General features: G+C 62.8%; 13 protein-coding genes. 6 read left to right on the top strand and 7 right to left on the bottom strand.

The features are described from left to right. The first annotated feature begins 84 nt into the window (after positions 1–84). The gene (locus E8F20_RS22665) at positions 85–1,824 is read left to right on the top strand and encodes an AmpG family muropeptide MFS transporter (RefSeq protein WP_028628430.1); all 1,740 of its coding nucleotides are present in this window, start codon (positions 85–87) and stop codon (positions 1,822–1,824) included. 61 nt (positions 1,825–1,885) lie between these two features. On the opposite strand, the gene E8F20_RS22660 is transcribed toward E8F20_RS22665, so the two are convergent. Then, positions 1,886–2,713, bottom strand: coding sequence for a mechanosensitive ion channel domain-containing protein (locus E8F20_RS22660; protein ID WP_280285751.1), 828 nt, complete (start codon positions 2,711–2,713; stop codon positions 1,886–1,888). Between the two features lie 116 nt (positions 2,714–2,829). After that, positions 2,830–3,309 carry a YajQ family cyclic di-GMP-binding protein gene (locus E8F20_RS22655; protein ID WP_028628432.1) on the bottom strand — a complete coding sequence of 160 codons (480 nt, stop codon included), beginning with the start codon at positions 3,307–3,309 and terminating at the stop codon, positions 2,830–2,832. A gap of 225 nt (positions 3,310–3,534) precedes the next feature. Between E8F20_RS22655 and E8F20_RS22650 the strand changes: the two genes are divergently transcribed. The 4 genes from E8F20_RS22650 to E8F20_RS22635 are packed head-to-tail and all read left to right on the top strand — an operon-like array spanning position 3,535 to position 8,047. Further along, the gene (locus E8F20_RS22650) at positions 3,535–4,497 is read left to right on the top strand and encodes a response regulator (protein ID WP_280285750.1); all 963 of its coding nucleotides are present in this window, start codon (positions 3,535–3,537) and stop codon (positions 4,495–4,497) included. Beyond that, on the top strand, positions 4,494–5,405 hold the full coding sequence (locus E8F20_RS22645) for a putative 2-dehydropantoate 2-reductase (protein ID WP_280285749.1): 912 nt from the start codon (positions 4,494–4,496) through the stop codon (positions 5,403–5,405). Before E8F20_RS22650 ends, E8F20_RS22645 begins: the two co-directional genes overlap by 4 nt. A 46-nt stretch (positions 5,406–5,451) precedes the next feature. Beyond that, entirely contained in the window at positions 5,452–7,470 is a 2,019-nt protein-coding gene (locus E8F20_RS22640; protein WP_280285748.1) for a HAMP domain-containing sensor histidine kinase, read from the top strand. A 1-nt stretch (position 7,471) separates the two neighbouring features. Next, positions 7,472–8,047 (top strand): cob(I)yrinic acid a,c-diamide adenosyltransferase, encoded by a 576-nt coding sequence (locus E8F20_RS22635; protein ID WP_280285747.1) that lies wholly within the window; start codon positions 7,472–7,474, stop codon positions 8,045–8,047. Between the two features lie 107 nt (positions 8,048–8,154). Here E8F20_RS22635 and E8F20_RS22630 read toward each other — a convergent pair whose 3' ends face one another. The 4 genes from E8F20_RS22630 to secA all read right to left on the bottom strand — a co-directional run bounded on the left by E8F20_RS22630 (position 8,155) and on the right by secA (position 13,988). Further along, positions 8,155–9,099, bottom strand: a complete 945-nt coding sequence (locus E8F20_RS22630) for a Nudix family hydrolase (RefSeq protein WP_280285746.1) — start codon at positions 9,097–9,099, stop codon at positions 8,155–8,157. Continuing rightward, positions 9,096–9,734, bottom strand: coding sequence for a glutathione S-transferase family protein (locus E8F20_RS22625; protein ID WP_280285745.1), 639 nt, complete (start codon positions 9,732–9,734; stop codon positions 9,096–9,098). The genes E8F20_RS22630 and E8F20_RS22625 overlap by 4 nt, the downstream gene beginning before the upstream one ends. A gap of 174 nt (positions 9,735–9,908) precedes the next feature. Next, positions 9,909–11,126 (bottom strand): bifunctional glutamate N-acetyltransferase/amino-acid acetyltransferase ArgJ, encoded by a 1,218-nt coding sequence (argJ, locus tag E8F20_RS22620; RefSeq protein ID WP_280285744.1) that lies wholly within the window; start codon positions 11,124–11,126, stop codon positions 9,909–9,911. A 120-nt stretch (positions 11,127–11,246) separates the two neighbouring features. Further along, positions 11,247–13,988, bottom strand: coding sequence for a preprotein translocase subunit SecA (gene secA / locus E8F20_RS22615; protein WP_280285743.1), 2,742 nt, complete (start codon positions 13,986–13,988; stop codon positions 11,247–11,249). 283 nt (positions 13,989–14,271) lie between these two features. Here secA and E8F20_RS22610 point away from each other — a divergent pair, with 283 nt between their 5' ends. Further along, entirely contained in the window at positions 14,272–14,733 is a 462-nt protein-coding gene (locus E8F20_RS22610; protein ID WP_280285742.1) for a DciA family protein, read from the top strand. 71 nt (positions 14,734–14,804) lie between these two features. On the opposite strand, the gene lpxC is transcribed toward E8F20_RS22610, so the two are convergent. Continuing rightward, a complete protein-coding gene (lpxC, locus tag E8F20_RS22605) occupies positions 14,805–15,716 on the bottom strand; it encodes a UDP-3-O-acyl-N-acetylglucosamine deacetylase (protein ID WP_028628442.1) in 912 nt (303 codons plus the stop codon). Positions 15,717–15,788 lie beyond the last annotated feature (72 nt).

Raw genomic sequence — 15,788 nt, 5'->3', positions numbered from 1 at the left:
GCGCCCTGCCCTATTGCCCGCCTCTTTCCTGCATGCCATGAGCAACCCAATGCCCAGCACCACGCTTTTCGGATTGCACCGCTAATGCCCCATCGTTCCTGGCGCGACGCCATCGCCGCCTATGCCTCGCCGGCCACCCTTTCGCTGTTGCTGCTGGGCTTCGCCGCCGGCCTGCCTTACATGCTGGTGTTCTCCACCCTCTCTGTCTGGCTTCGCGAAGCTGGCGTATCCCGAGAAACCATCGGCTTCGCCAGCCTGATTGGCCTGGCCTACGCCTTCAAGTGGATCTGGTCGCCGCTGCTCGATCAATGGCGCCTGCCACTGTTGGGCCGCCTCGGTCGCCGCCGTTCCTGGCTGGTGCTGTCCCAGGCGCTTGTGGGCCTGGGGCTGGTGGGTATGGCGCTGTGCGATCCGCAGACCAACCTCACCTGGCTGATCGCTTTGGCGGTTTTGGTGGCTTTCGCCTCGGCGACCCAGGACATCGCCATCGATGCCTACCGCCTGGAAATCGCCGAAGACAGCCGCCAGGCCGCCCTGGCCGCCAGCTACATGACCGGCTATCGCGTCTCCGCGCTGCTGGCGACCGCCGGCGCGCTCTACTTCGCCGAGTGGTTCGGCTCCACCGCCAAGGTCTATGAGTATGGCGCCTGGGCCGGTACCTACCTGCTGTTCGCCCTGCTGATGCTGCCCGGACTGATCACCAGCCTGTGGATGCGCGAGCCGCCGGTGGACCTGCCGCCGCAGAGCACGACCTCGCGCTTCAAGCTCAAGCACCAGCTGTCATCGGTGCTGATCCTGCTGGTGATGCTGATCTCCCTGCCGGCGATGATCACCGGCCTGCTCGATCGCGCCTGGCCGCGCGCGGCGCTCTACGCAATCTTCCTGATCACCTGCCTGTCACCCTGGGGCATGCGCCAGATCCTGCCGGTGCGCGAACTGCTCAGCCAGCAGCGCCGCCAATTGCTGGTGGCAGCGCGAGGCAAGGTGATGCCCAACTTCGACTTCGTGCACCAGGCGGTGTCGATCATCGTGCTGATCGTGATCCTGGTGACCATCGCTGCCGCGGTGAAGGCGTTCTCGTCCGGCGCCTGGCCGCGTGGCACGCTGTTCCTGCTGATCACCCTGGCCTGCTTCTCCGCCGCCGGCCGCCTGCTGATGGCGCCAGTGCTCACGCCGATCAGCGAGTTCGTCCAGCGCTACCGCTGGCAAGCATTGCTGCTGCTCGGCCTGATCGCCACTTACCGGATGTCGGATACCGTCATGGGCGTGATGGCCAACGTCTTCTACATCGACCAGGGCTTCACCAAAGAGCAGATTGCCAGCGTCAGCAAGCTGTTCGGCCTGGTCATGACCCTGCTCGGCGCAGGCGCCGGCGGTTTACTCATCGTGCGTTTCGGCATCCTGCCGATCCTCTTCATCGGCGGCATCAGCTCGGCGGCCACCAACCTGATGTTCGTAGCCCTGAGCGATATGGGCGCGCACCTGAACATGCTGATCCTGACCATCTCCTGCGACAACTTCAGCGCAGGGCTGGCCACCTCGGCGTTCGTCGCCTACCTCTCAAGCCTGACCAACCTGAAGTTCTCGGCCACCCAGTACGCACTGCTCAGCTCCATCATGCTGCTGTTGCCGCGCCTGATCGGCGGCTACTCAGGGGTGATGGTGGAGAGCGTCGGCTACCACAACTTCTTCCTACTCACGGCCCTGCTGGGTATACCCACCCTGGTGCTGATCGCGATCCAATGGGGCCGCAACCGCCAGCAGCCGAAGGAAAACGGTTCTTCCAATGCCTCCGCGACGCCCGGTTCCCCCGAACAGCCCTGATTTGCGCGAGCCATGAAAAAGGCCGACAAGATTGCCGGCCTTTTTCATGGGCGCGTCCTGGTCATGCGCTTTGCACGAGCTTCACGACCCGCTGGGGGAACGGAATGCTGATACCCGCTTCGTCCATTTTCTCCTTGGCACGTTCGATGAAATCGAAATTCACGGCCCAGTAGTCTTCTGTCGCGACCCAGACCCGCAGAGAGACGTTGATGGCGCTTTCGCCCAGCCCGGTAACGAATACCACCGGCTCGGGGTGCCTGAGGACGCGAGAATCACGAGCGATATCCAGCAGCACCTGGCGCGCACGCTTGATGTCGCAGTCGTAGTCAATGCCGATGTTGATATCCACCCGGCGGGTCTTTTCTCGCGAGAAGTTGGTGATGTTGCCGTTGGACAGGCTGCCGTTGGGCACGATCACCACCTTGTTATCACCGGTTTTCAGGGTGGTGTGGAAGATCTGGATGCTGTCCACCGTCCCGGCCACGCCTTGCCCTTCGATCCAGTCACCGACCTTGAACGGACGGAACAGCAGGATCAGCACGCCGCCGGCGAAGTTCGCCAGGCTGCCCTGCAGGGCCAGGCCAATGGCAAGGCCCGCAGCACCGATGGCGGCGACGAAGGATGTGGTCGAAATGCCGATCATCGAGGCCACGCTGACCAGCAACAGCACCTTCAGGATGATGTTGGCCAGGCTGCCGATGAACCCTTGCAAAGTGCGATCGACCCGGCGGTTCTGCATCATGTTGCCAACCTTGCCGGTCAGCAGGTTGACCAGCCACCAGCCCAGTAACAGGGTGATGAGGGCCAGGGTCAGCTTGCCGCTGTACTCCAGCGCTATGGGTAACCAGGCTTCGGATACTTTGACCAACTGGTCGACGTTCATCTCCACGAGCATTCTCCTGCGCTTTTTCAGTAATGCAAAACCAGGCCGCCATGGACAAGCCATGGCAGCGAAGGTTCAAACGACTCTTGGTTTGCGACGCAGATCGGTCGCGAAGGTTCCGCTCAGTCGCGGAAGTTGTTGAATTGCAGGGGCATGCCGAATTCCTTGGCGCGCAGGGCAGCGATGGCTTCCTGGAGATCATCGCGCTTCTTGCCGGTGACGCGCACCTGTTCGCCCTGGATGGCGGCCTGGACCTTGAGTTTGCTTTCCTTGATGTGCGCAACGATCTTTTTCGCCAATTCCTTGTCGATACCTTCGCGCAGCACGGCTTCCTGCTTCACGACCTTGCCGGAGGCGTAGGAGTCCTTCACCTCCAGGCACTGGACGTCGATCTTGCGCTTGACCAGCGCCAGCTTGAGGATTTCCAGCATCTGCTCCAGTTGGAAATCGGCATCGGCCGTCAGGGTGACGGTCAGTTCCTTGAACTCGAAACTACCCTTGCCGCGCAGATCGTAGCGGCGATCGAGTTCCTTGATGGCGTTGTCGACGGCGTTGGTGACTTCGTGCTTGTCCAGTTCGGACACCACGTCGAACGAGGGCATGGGATTCCTCCAGATAGACGGCGCGATCTGCATCACGGATATGAAAGCGCCTGGCTTGACGGTAAAAAATGCGGATCCATTATAACCGAGCGACACGTCGCCTTCTGGAAGCCATCCCTCAGCAGTCCGAAACCGGCAGAACGGTGGGGCGACAAGGCAACCTGAATGAGGCTTGATATCATAACGCCACATCCTGCTATCCCACCCTCCTTGCGAGCCTGCCACATGCCCAACCCTCATCTCAGTATCCTGGTGGTGGACGATGCCAAGTTCTCCAGCGCCATGATCGGCCGCACCCTGAGCCAGGCCGGTTACCAGGATCTGCGATTCGCCAGCAGCGCCAGCGAAGCGCTGAAACTGCTGGAAGACAAGCCCGCCAACGTTATCCTCGCCGACTGGCTGATGCCCGAGATCGACGGTCTGGAACTGACCGCACGCGTGCGCCAGCTGGATGAGATGACCGACCACTACAGCTACATCATCCTGCTTACCGGCAAGGAAGGTGAGAACGTCCTGGGCGAAGCCTTCGACCGCGGGGTGGACGACTTCGTCAGCAAGGCGGCCATGAGCGAGCAACTGGTTCCGCGCATCTACGCGGCCGACCGCCTGTGCAACACCCTTCAGCGCCTGCTGCAGGAAAACCGCCTGCTCACCCAGAACATCGCCAGCCTGGAACAGCGCAACCTGGTGGACTCCCTCACCGGACTGGGCAACCCGCGCTACCTGCGGCAGAAATTGACCGACAGCCTGCGCCAGGTGGAGTCCCGTGGTGGCGCCCTGTGCTACCTGCTGATCGGCCTGCTGGACGCGCCGAAGCTGCGCGTGCAGTACGGCGACAGCTTCTACAACGAGCTGTTGCACGGTGTCGCCCGCCGCCTGCAGCAACTGGTACGCCCGCTGGATGTGCTGACCCGCCTGGACGATAACCACTTCGGTCTGATTACCCTGCTCGACGACCTCCATGAGTGTTCGCCGAGCAGCTTCCGCCGTCTGCATGAAGGTCTGAACCTGAAAGCCTTCAAGACCAGCGAAGGCTTCATTACCCTCAAGGCCGGCATCGCCCTGGTCGGTCTGGACACCAAGGCATTACCGCTGGATGTCGAGGAGTTGCTGGACAAGGCCAGCGCCATGCTGCCCGAGGCCCACGCCAGCGGTCGCGTCACCGCCCTGCGCCTGCCACAGCCATGACCTGGCACATCCTGGGCGCCGGTAGCCTGGGCAGCCTCTGGGCCACCCGCCTGGCGCGAGCTGGATTGCCGGTGCGTCTGATCCTTCGCGATCGCGCCCGCCTCAGGGCATACGAAGCAGCCGGCGGCCTGACCCTGGTGGAGCAGGACCAGGCACGGCAGTACGCCATTCCCGCGGAACTGCCCAGCACCGCCAGCCCCATCAGCCGCCTGCTCGTAGCCTGCAAGGCCTACGACGCCGAGGCTGCGGTCCAGCCCCTGTTGCCCCACTTGTCTCCTGGCGCCGAACTGATCCTGCTGCAGAACGGCCTGGGCAGCCAGGACGCCGTTGCCCTGCGCCTGCCCCATACGCGCTGTGTGCTTGCCTCCAGCACAGAAGGCGCCTTTCGCGACGGGGACTGGCGCGTAGTATTCGCCGGCCATGGATTCACCTGGCTCGGTGACCCGCTACAACCCGCCGCGCCCATCTGGCTGAACGAACTGGAACAAGCCAGTGTCCCTTATGGCTGGACGCCGGACATCCTCTCGCGTCTATGGCGCAAGCTGGCGCTGAACTGCGCCATCAACCCCCTGACCGTGCTGTACGACTGCCGCAATGGCGGCCTGCTCGAGCACCCCGCAGAGGTCAGCGTGCTCTGCGTCGAGTTGGCCGAGTTGCTGCAACGCTGTGGCCAGCCGGATGCCGCTGATGGGCTGCACGAAGAAGTGCTGCGGGTGATCCAGGCCACCGCGGCCAACTACTCCTCCATGTACCAGGATGTCGCCCACGGCCGCCGCACCGAAATCAGCTACCTGCTCGGCCACGCCTGCGCTACCGCCACTCGCCACCGGCTGAGCCTGCCGCACCTGGACAGGCTGCACACCCGCCTCAAGACCCATCTGCAGCAGCGCGGATTGCCCGTCACCTGAGCCCGCGCTAACCTGCCCCTCAGCCCAGCCGCGGATACTTGCCCCCTTGACCAGCCTGCGTCAGCGCCTCGATAACTTGTCGGTCGGCCGCAAATTGCTCGCCGCCCTGTTGGTTCTGCTCGCCACCGTCCTGCTCATTGCCAATCTGGCCTTCATCAGCGCCGCCTATTGGATCTCCCAGGAAAGCGTCGCGCCCCAAGGCCTGGAAACCCTTGGCCGCCTCTTCGCCACGTCAGCCGTCGGCCCCGAGGCGCTGTCCTCGGAAGAGAACGCCAAGCAGATGCTGCAGCGCCTGGACGGTTACACACCACTGCGTGCTGCCGCCCTGTACGACAGTGACGGCCGCCTGCTGGCCCAGCTCCAGCGCGGTGCGCAACTCGACCTGCCGCTGAAGGCCAGTGACATTCCCACGTGGCGCCTGCGCGAGTTCCGCACCAGCCACCTCGCAGAGCTGCCGATACCCGGAAAGCCCCCCGGCCACCTGTTGCTGGTGGCCTCCAGCGAATTGCCCGGCGTGTTTTACACCGGCACCCTGACCGCAAGCCTGGCGATCCTCGCCTGCAGCGTACTGCTCTGGCTGCTGGTCGCACGGCAGATCCGGCGGATGGTCACCCGCCCCATTCGCCGCCTGGAGGAACTGTCGCGTCAAGTAACCCGCGAAGAGAACTATGCCCTGCGCGCGCCGCGTGGCAATCGTGACGAGATCGGCAGCCTGGCTGACGCCTTCAACACCATGCTTAGCCGTATCGAAGCCCGCGAACAGCAACTCAAAAGGGCCCGCGACGACGCCCAGGCCGCCTTCGACCAGGCCCATGAACTGGCCGAGGAAACCCGCCACTCCAACCGCAAGCTGGAGCTGGAAGTGCAGGTGCGCAGCAAGATCGAGAAGAAGCTGACCGGTTTCCAGAACTACCTCAACAGCATCATCGACTCCATGCCTTCGGCGCTTATCGCCCTGGACGAACAGCTCTACGTCACCCAGTGGAACCAGGAGGCCAGCGCCCTATCCGGCACCCCCATGGACGATGCACTGAACCAGCCCGTATTCCTCGCCTTCCCTTCACTCAAGCCGTTCCTACCTCAGATCCGCCTGACCGCCGAGAAGCACAAGGTGGAAAAAGTGGAACGGGTAAGCTGGCTGGTAGACGAGAACGTTCACCACTACGCCCTGACGTTCTACCCGCTGATGGGCGGCACTGGGCGCGGCGTGGTGATCCGCATCGACGACATTACTCAGCGCCTGTCGATGGAAGAGCTGATGGTGCAGTCGGAAAAGATGCTCTCGGTGGGTGGCCTGGCCGCTGGCATGGCCCACGAGATAAACAACCCCCTGGGCGCCATCCTGCACAATGTTCAGAACATCCGCCGGCGCATTTCCCCGGAACTCGACCGCAACCAGGAACAGGCCGCCATCAACGGCATCAGTCTGGAATCCGTCAACCAGTATCTGGAAGCCCGCGAGGTCCCCAGGCTGCTGGACGACATCCATCAGGCCGGCGCCCGAGCGGCGAAGATCGTGACCCACATGCTTGCCTTCAGCCGGCGCAGCAATCGCCAGCTGGCGCCCTGCCAGCTACCCGTGCTGATCGACCAGGCGCTGGAAATCGCCAGCAACGACTTCGACCTGACCGAAGGCTTCGACTTCAAAGGCCTCAGGATCGTCCGTGAATTCGACCCGAAGCTGGGGCCGGTGCCTGGCACCGCCAACGAGTTGGAGCAGGTGTTGCTCAACCTGTTGAAGAACGCCGCCCAGGCGATTCACCTGCGCGAGGACGACGAGGAAGGCCGCATCACCTTACGCACCCGCCTGAGTCCGCCCTGGGCAGAAATCCAGGTGGAAGACACCGGCATGGGTATCCCCGAGAATGTCCGCAAGCGCATCTTCGAGCCCTTCTTCACCACCAAGGAAGTCGGCCAGGGCACGGGGCTGGGGCTGTCGGTTTCCTACTTCATCATTACCAACAATCACAAAGGCCAGATGGAAGTGCAGTCCAAACCCGGTCAAGGCACCTGTTTCACCCTGCGCCTGCCGCTCACTTCCAGCGCCACAGACGCAGGAGCCTGAGATGGGCAACCGCCTTTCCAAGATTTACACACGCACCGGCGACAAGGGCGAAACCGGCCTGTCCGGAGGTCTTCGCGTCCCCAAGGACCACCCACGGATCGAGGCCATTGGCGAAGTGGACACCCTGAACAGCCAGCTCGGCCTGTTGCTGGCTGAGCTGGCCGAGTGCCTGGAGCGCTGGCCTGGGCTGGGCGAGGTAGTTGACGCACTGGCGCCCTGTCAGCACCGCTTGTTCGACCTTGGTGGCGAACTGGCGATGCCGGAGTACCAAGTTCTGCACAAGCAAGAGATCGAACGGCTGGAAGCCACCATCGACCACTGGAACGATGAGCTGGGGCCGCTGAAGAACTTCATTCTCCCCGGTGGCTCACGCCTGGTGGCCCAGGCCCATGTCTGCCGCAGCTTCGCCCGCAGCGCCGAACGCCGCACGCAAACCCTGAACGGCGAAGAACCACTGCGCGAGGAGCTGCTGGCCTACCTCAACCGACTTTCCGACCTGCTCTTCGTCGCTGCCCGCCAGATTGCCCGGCGGCAAGGGGTGGACGAAGTGCTGTGGCAGGCGGCCAGCAAGCCATGACGTCAAGAGCCAAGCCGGTCGAAGACCGACCCAAGCTTGGCGTTGAGCCAAGCGAAACCCGACGCGTCAGCCATCCCCTGGTCGGGTTTCACTGAGTCCGGCCCAACTTACGATTCCGGCCAGAATGCCCGAATTCCCGCCACGCCCTGTGCGCCGATCTGCCAGGCGCGCTCCAGGTCCCGAGCGCCAACGCCCCCCAGCAGGAAGGCCGGCTGGTTGAAGCTGCGCAGCAGTTCTTCCGCGCGCTCCCAGCCCAGCGGCAGGGCGTCGGGGTGGGTCTGGGTCGCCTGGACCGGCGAAAGGGTGACGAAATCCACGTCCATGGCCGCGGCCAACTGCAACTCTTCGACGCTGTGGCAGGACGCCGCCAGCCAACGCTCACGGGGAAACGGCCGGCCATTGGGCGCGTACTTGCGCAACTGCTCGGCAGTCAGGTGCCAACCGGCTGCGGGAAAGTCGCCCAGCCACTCCAGCGGGCCCTTGAGCATCAGCTGCGCCTTGCCGGCGCAAAGACCCTGCACATCGATGGCCAGGTCGCGGTACTGGGCATCGAACATCTTCGGGGCTCGCAGCTGGACCAGGCGCACACCGTCGGCCAGGGCAGTCCGGAGTCCAGCCAGCAGCACCTGGGGCTCGATGTCGTCCGGGGTAATGAGATAGCGCTCCGGTAGACGCGCAGCAGCCACGATGGGTTTGTTGGCGGCCGGGAACTCGAAATCCCCGAGCTCACGGGGAGAGGCCCACGCCAGGGGCTGGCCTTCAGCGCCGTGGGGTTCTCCGGAGAAGGCGCTGACTTCCCAGACATCCAGCAGCACGTGTTTGTCCGGGTAGTCGTGGTGAACCTGGATCAGTGGCCGGGAGGCACTGACGCGAATGCCCAGTTCCTCCTCCAGCTCACGGGAGAGCGCTGCCTGCACAGCCTCGCCCTCCTCAACCTTGCCTCCGGGGAACTCCCAGAGACCGCCCTGGTGCTTGTCGTCCGGGCGCCTGGCGATCAGCACCCGGCCATCGGCGCCGCGAATCACAGCGGCCGCCACATGCACTCGTTTCATTCGATGATCTCCGTTTCCTGCAAGGCGGCCTGATACCAGCGCTGGAAGGCAGGCCACCGGTAGATGGTGTCGACATAGGCCGCGGCTTCGGTCGGCAGCTCCACGGCATAGCTGCGCAGGCGGCTGGCCACCGGCGCGTAAAAGGCGTCGGCGATGCTGGCATGACCGAACAGGTAGGGGCCGTCCTGACCGAAGCGCGAGCGGCATTCAGCCCAGATGGCGCAGACGCGACGAATGTCCTCGGCGACCACTTCTGGTACCTCGGCCAACGGCTGATTGCGCTTCATGTCCATGGGCATGTGGCTGCGCAAGGGGACGAAACCACTGTGCATCTCAGCACAGACCGCGCGGGCCATGGCACGGGCCGCCTGGCCGAAGGGCCAGAGATGCGCCTCGGGGAAGCGCTCGGCGAGGTACTCGGCGATGGCCAGGGAATCCCAGATGGTGCCATCTTCGGACTGCAGCACCGGTACCTTGGCGGTGGGCGAGTAGGTCAGCAGGCGCTTGCGGCTATCTGCCTGGTAGAGCGGGACGCGCACTTCATCGTAGGGCGAGCCGGTCAGTTCCATGGCCAACCACGCGCGCAACGACCAGGACGAGTAGTTCTTGTTGCCTATTACCAGTGTCAGGGACATGCCTAGCTCCTTCCTTCCAGTTCCTCAGGGTTTCGCTGGATCATGGAAGCTGCCTGTGCCCATGGCAAATTCCCGATTTTCATCGGGGGATGAAAATCGGGAATGCCAGGCCAAGCCCGAGGGAACCGGTTCAATAGCTTCTGCGCTGAAACGCAGCCGATCCTGAATGGGAGCTTAGGTACGGTACTCGGCGTTGATCTTCACGTACTCGTGGGACAGGTCGGTGGTCCAGATGGTCTCGCTGCAATCACCACGACCGAGCTCGATACGGATGGTGATTTCCTCGCGGGCCATCACCGCCGCGCCTTGTGCTTCGGTATAGGTGGCGGCACGACCGCCCTGGCTGGCGATGCACACCTCGCCAAGGAACACGTCGATCTTGCTCACGTCCAGGTTCGGCACGCCGGCATACCCCACGGCAGCCAGGATGCGGCCCCAGTTGGGATCGGATGCAAACAGCGCAGTCTTGATCAGCGGCGAATGGGCCACTGCATAAGCCACGTCCAGGCACTCCTGGTGATTGCCGCCGCCGTTGACCTGCACGGTGACGAACTTGGTGGCGCCTTCGCCGTCACGCACGATGGCCTGGGCAATCTCCATGAATACGTCGAACACGGCTTGTTTGAGCTTGGCGAACAGCTCGCCGCTGGCCGCCGTGATCTCCGGCAGGGCGGCCTGGCCGGTGGCGATCAGCATGCAGCAGTCGTTGGTAGAGGTATCGCCGTCGATGGTGATGCGATTGAAAGACTTGTTCGCCGCATCGCGCACCAAGGCGTGCAGCACGTCACGGGCGACCTTGGCGTCGGTCGCGATGTAGCCGAGCATGGTGGCCATGTTCGGACGGATCATGCCGGCACCCTTGCTGATACCAGTGATGGTGATGGTCACCCCGTCGTGCTGGAACTGACGGCTAGCACCCTTGGGTTGGGTGTCGGTGGTCATGATCCCTTCGGCAGCCTGGGCCCAGTTGTCCACCTTCAGGTCAGCCAGGGCAGCCGCCAGGGCTGCTTCGATCTTTTCGACCGGCAGTGGCTCGCCGATCACGCCCGTGGAGAATGGCAGCACGGCGTCCTCAGCCACACCCGCCAGGTCAGCCAGCTTGGCGCAGGCACGGCGGGCGCGAGCCAGTCCATCCGGGCCAGTGCCGGCGTTGGCGTTGCCCGTGTTGGTCAGCAAGTAGCGCACGTCTCCTTCCAGGCGCTCGCGCGTGATCAGCACGGGGGCGGCGCAGAAGGCATTGGTGGTGGTAACGCCGGCGATGGTAGAGCCTTCGGCGCAGCGCATCACGACTACGTCCTTGCGCCCAGGGCGCTTGATGCCAGCAGAGGCAATGCCGAGTTCGAAACCGGGTACCGGGTGCAGGGTAGGCAGAGGGCCAAGACCAACAGCCATGGGAAGCGCTCCTTTGTCATCAGGCGGCCGACTGCGGGCGGTGCTGCCGGCCTGGGGTATCAGGAAAAACGCCGCGAGCGGCAGAGCCGGTCGCGGCGTGGGAACTACTACGGCAAGGCCTTAGCTGATCTGACCGTGGCAGTGCTTGTACTTCTTGCCGGAGCCGCAAGGGCAAGGCTCATTACGGCCCACCTTTTGCTCAGCCCGCACCGGAGCGACGGCAGTAGCGACGGCGACGTCACCTTGCTCCTCGGTCATCTCGGGCTCCTCCAGGCCAGGTGCGGCGGCATGCTGGAACTGCATGCGACGAGCCATTTCCTCGGCCTCGCGGCGCAGGCGCGCCTCTTCTTCGGCCGGGTCCTCGCGACGCACCTGGACATGGGAGAGGACACGAATGGTGTCGCGCTTGATGGAGTCCAGCAAGTCCCGGAACAGCGTGAAGGACTCGCGCTTGTACTCCTGCTTCGGGTTCTTCTGGGCATAGCCACGCAGGTGGATACCGTGGCGCAGGTGATCCATGGTGGACAGGTGGTCCTTCCACAGGTCGTCCAGCACACGCAACAGCATCTGTTTCTCGAAAGCACGCAGGGCTTCGGCGCCGGCGAGGTCTTCCTTCTCCTTGTAGGCAGCCAGGAGCTCCGCCATGAGCTTCTCGCGAAGGGTCTCTTCGTACAGCTTGTCGTCTTCATCCAGCCACTGCTGGATCGGCAACTTCAGACCAAAATCACTGTACAGCGCTGCTTCCAGGCCAGCGATGTCCCACTGCTCCGGCATGGACTGCGGCGGGATATGGGCATCGACGGTGCTGCTCAGTACTTCTTCGCGGAACTCGGCGATGGTGTCGCCGATGTCATCGGAGGCCAGCAGCGTGTTGCGCATGTGGTAAATCACCTTGCGCTGCTCGTTGGCCACGTCGTCGTATTCGAGAAGCTGTTTACGAATATCGAAGTTGCGGCCTTCTACCTTGCGCTGGGCCTTCTCGATGGCATTGGTCACCATGCGGTGCTCGATGGCTTCACCGGATTGCATGCCCAGCGCCTTCATGAAGTTCTTCACCCGGTCAGAGGCGAAGATGCGCATCAGGTTGTCTTCCAGGGACAGATAGAAGCGGCTGGAACCCGGGTCACCCTGGCGACCGGCACGACCACGCAACTGGTTATCGATCCGGCGGGATTCGTGACGCTCGGAAGCGACAACGTGCAGGCCGCCAGACTCGATCACTTGCTGGTGACGCTTCTGCCATTCGGCCTTGATCTGTGCAATCTGCTCGTCCGTCGGAGCGTCCAGAACGGCCACTTCGGCTTCCCAGTTGCCGCCGAGGAGGATGTCGGTACCACGGCCGGCCATGTTGGTGGCAATGGTCACGGCGCCTGGGCGTCCGGCCTGAGCAATGATCTCGGCTTCTTTCTCGTGGTACTTGGCGTTGAGCACCTTGTGCTCGATACCAGCCTTGGTCAACAGCTGGGAGACGTACTCCGAGCTCTCGATCGATGCAGTACCCACCAACACCGGGCGGCCATTTGCCTGGCATTCCTTGATGTCGGTGATGATGGCGGAGAACTTCTCTTCCTGGGTCAGATAGACCAGGTCGTTGAAGTCCTTACGGGCAACGGGACGGTGGGTGGGAATGACCACCACGTCCAGACCGTAGATCTGGCGGAACTCGAAGGCTTCGGTGTCAGCGGTACCGGTCATGCCGGACAGCTTCTTGTAGAGGCGGAAATAGTTCTGGAAGGTGGTGGAAGCCAGGGTCTGGCTCTCCGCCTGGATCGGCAGGTTTTCCTTGGCCTCGATGGCCTGGTGCAGGCCTTCGGAGAGACGACGGCCCGGCATGGTACGGCCGGTGTGCTCGTCGATCAGCAGCACCTGTTCGTTCTGCACGATGTATTCGACGTTGCGGTGGAAGAGCGTGTGGGCACGCAACGCCGCATAAACATGGGTCAGCAAGCTGAGGTTGTGCGCCGAGTAAAGGCTCTCGCCCTCAGCCAGCAAGCCGGCCTGGGTGAGCATTTCCTCGATGAACTGGTGACCCATCTCATTGAGTTCGACCTGGCGGGTTTTCTCATCGACCGAGTAGTGGCCTTCCTGAGTGACCTGGCCTTCCACCTCTTCGATGTGCTGCTTGAGTCGCGGGATCAGCTTGTTGATCTGGATGTAGAGCTTGGAGCTGTCTTCGGCCTGGCCGGAGATGATCAACGGGGTCCGCGCCTCGTCGATGAGGATGGAGTCCACTTCGTCGATCACGGAAAAGTTCAGTTCGCGCTGGAACTTGTCGTCCAGGCTGAACGCCATGTTGTCGCGCAGGTAGTCGAAACCAAACTCGTTGTTGGTGCCATAGGTGATGTCGGCAGCGTAGGCGGCACGCTTTTCCTCCGGCGGCTGGAAGGGCGTGACGATGCCAACGGACAGGCCGAGGAATTCATACAGGGGACGCATCCAGTTGGCGTCGCGACGGGCCAGGTAGTCGTTCACGGTAACCACATGCACGCCCTTGCCGGACAGCGCGTTGAGGTAGACCGCCAAGGTACCTACAAGGGTCTTGCCCTCACCGGTACGCATCTCGGCGATCTTGCCCTCGTGCAGGGTCATCCCGCCAATCAGCTGGACGTCGAAGTGGCGCATGCCCATGACGCGCTTACCGGCCTCACGCGCCACGGCGAAGGCCTCGGGCAGCAACTGGTCGAGGTTTTCGCCTTTACCCAGGCGCGCCTTGAACTCTTCGGTCTTGGCACGCAGCTGCTCATCGGACAGTGCCACCATCTGCTCTTCGAACGCGTTGATAGCCTGCACTGCCCTGGCCATGCGCTTCACTTCGCGTTCGTTCTTGCTTCCAAAGAGTTTCTTCAACAAGGGCGCAAACATATAGAGAGGTTCTTCCACACATTAGGATGGAGGGCGGCCTGGAGTCGCCCGCGCAGCCGCCATGGCTGCTTGCGAAGGGGGCATTCTACCCGGATTCCTTGTCGAGGAAAGCGGGAGCACTTCCCGGTCTCCGTAGGACGGCGTCCACAGCCCCCGGCCATGGCGCCTTGCCACGAACACGCCAGCAAATCGACCGTCCGAGCAATCGAACGACGCGCGCGCACCGTGGTGACGGGTACCCTCTGTTAATATGGGCTGCCCTGCCCTCATTCAAGCACTCACCATGGCGTTTCGTCCTTTGCCCGCCCGCTCCCCCGCCGCGCTTCTGCGCGAGGAGAAGCCATTGAAGGCGCTGTTCAATGAGGCGCAGCGTATCGACCAGCTGCAGCAGCTTCTCGCCAGCCAGCTGCAACCCGCCGCCCGCGAACACTGCCATGTCGCCTCGTGGCGCGAGGGTCGGCTGCTGCTGGTCGTCACCGATGGCCATTGGGCCACAAGGTTGCGCTATCAGCAGGCCCGCCTGCTGCGGCAGCTCAAGGGGTTCGACGCATTCGCCGGACTGGAGCGGATCGTCTTCAAGGTCCAGCCGAGCTACACCCCGCACAGTCCGCCAGTGACCGAGGGCCGCCTGTCTTCCACAGCGGCGGAAAGCCTGCAAGCCACGGCGGACACTGTCAGTGATCCTCGGTTGCGAGAAGCACTGGAGCGCCTGGCGCGCCACGGCAAACCACAAGCACAAGACTGAGCAATGAGCGAAACCCGAACAAAAAAAGGCCACCCGAGGGTGGCCTTTGAAGTCAGGAAAGAGGGTATTGCTTAAACGGCTGCTACCGGTCGCATGTAGGAGATAGGTGCAGTCCTGGCATCCTCGAAGGTCACCACTTCCCAGGCATCCTTCTGCTCGATGAGCTGGCGCAGCAAACGGTTGTTCAGCGCGTGGCCCGACTTGAAGCCACGGAATTCGCCGATCAGGCTGTTGCCGAGCAGATAGAGGTCACCGATCGCATCGAGAATCTTGTGCTTGACGAACTCGTCCTCGTAACGCAGGCCGTCTTCGTTGAGCACCTGGTTCTCATCAACCACGATGGCGTTCTCCACGCTGCCGCCGAGTGCCAGGTTCTGTGAACGCAGGAACTCGATGTCGCGCATGAAGCCGAAGGTCCGCGCGCGGCTGACCTCCTTGACGAACGAGGTGCTGGAAAAATCCACGCTCGCACTCTGGGTACGATTGCGGAATACCGGGTGATCGAAATCGATCTCGAAGCTCACCTTGAAACCGTCGAAGGGCACGAAGGTGGCGCGCTTGTCGCCCTCCTCCACGGTCACTTCGCGCAGGATACGGATGAACTTCTTCGGCGCATCCTGCTCCTGCAGGCCGGCGGATTGAATCAGGAAGACGAAGGGACCAGCGCTGCCGTCCATGATCGGCACTTCCGACGCGGAGAGTTCGACGTAGGCGTTGTCGATGCCCAGGCCTGCCATGGCCGAAAGCAGGTGCTCCACGGTGTCCACCTTGACCTCACCGTTGATCAGTGTGGTCGACATGGTGGTCTCACCGACATTCTCGGCGCGTGCAGGGATATCCACTACGGGGTCGAGGTCGGTACGGCGAAACACTATACCGGTGTCGACTGGCGCAGGCTTGAGGGTCAGGTAGACCTTTTCCCCGGAATGCAGCCCCACGCCAGTGGCACGGATAATGTTCTTGAGAGTGCGTTGTCTGATCATGGCATTGGCCGCTTGTGCGCAAGTTGCGAACTGTTTTCAACAATGGGCGGCGATAATAGCAGAACCGCCCTT

The sequence above is a fragment of the Pseudomonas sp. BN415 genome, assembly GCF_029871195.1.
In the GTDB taxonomy this organism is placed as follows: Bacteria; Pseudomonadota; Gammaproteobacteria; order Pseudomonadales; family Pseudomonadaceae; genus Metapseudomonas; species Metapseudomonas resinovorans.
The sequence above is the reverse complement of the archived record's forward strand: the minus strand, read 5'-3'. Positions and strand labels throughout refer to the sequence as shown.

Bases quoted from the DNA above. Each gene is read 5' to 3' on its own strand.
- E8F20_RS22665 (WP_028628430.1), top strand. From the start codon at position 85: ATGCCCCATCGTTCCTGGCGCGACGCCATCGCCGCCTATGCCTCGCCG.
- E8F20_RS22635 (WP_280285747.1), top strand. From the start codon at position 7,472: ATGGGCAACCGCCTTTCCAAGATTTACACACGCACCGGCGACAAGGGC.
- E8F20_RS22650 (WP_280285750.1), top strand. From the start codon at position 3,535: ATGCCCAACCCTCATCTCAGTATCCTGGTGGTGGACGATGCCAAGTTC.
- lpxC (WP_028628442.1), bottom strand. From the start codon at position 15,716: ATGATCAGACAACGCACTCTCAAGAACATTATCCGTGCCACTGGCGTG.
- E8F20_RS22610 (WP_280285742.1), top strand. From the start codon at position 14,272: ATGGCGTTTCGTCCTTTGCCCGCCCGCTCCCCCGCCGCGCTTCTGCGC.
- E8F20_RS22645 (WP_280285749.1), top strand. From the start codon at position 4,494: ATGACCTGGCACATCCTGGGCGCCGGTAGCCTGGGCAGCCTCTGGGCC.
- E8F20_RS22655 (WP_028628432.1), bottom strand. From the start codon at position 3,309: ATGCCCTCGTTCGACGTGGTGTCCGAACTGGACAAGCACGAAGTCACC.
- E8F20_RS22630 (WP_280285746.1), bottom strand. From the start codon at position 9,099: ATGAAACGAGTGCATGTGGCGGCCGCTGTGATTCGCGGCGCCGATGGC.
- argJ (WP_280285744.1), bottom strand. From the start codon at position 11,126: ATGGCTGTTGGTCTTGGCCCTCTGCCTACCCTGCACCCGGTACCCGGT.
- secA (WP_280285743.1), bottom strand. From the start codon at position 13,988: ATGTTTGCGCCCTTGTTGAAGAAACTCTTTGGAAGCAAGAACGAACGC.
- E8F20_RS22625 (WP_280285745.1), bottom strand. From the start codon at position 9,734: ATGTCCCTGACACTGGTAATAGGCAACAAGAACTACTCGTCCTGGTCG.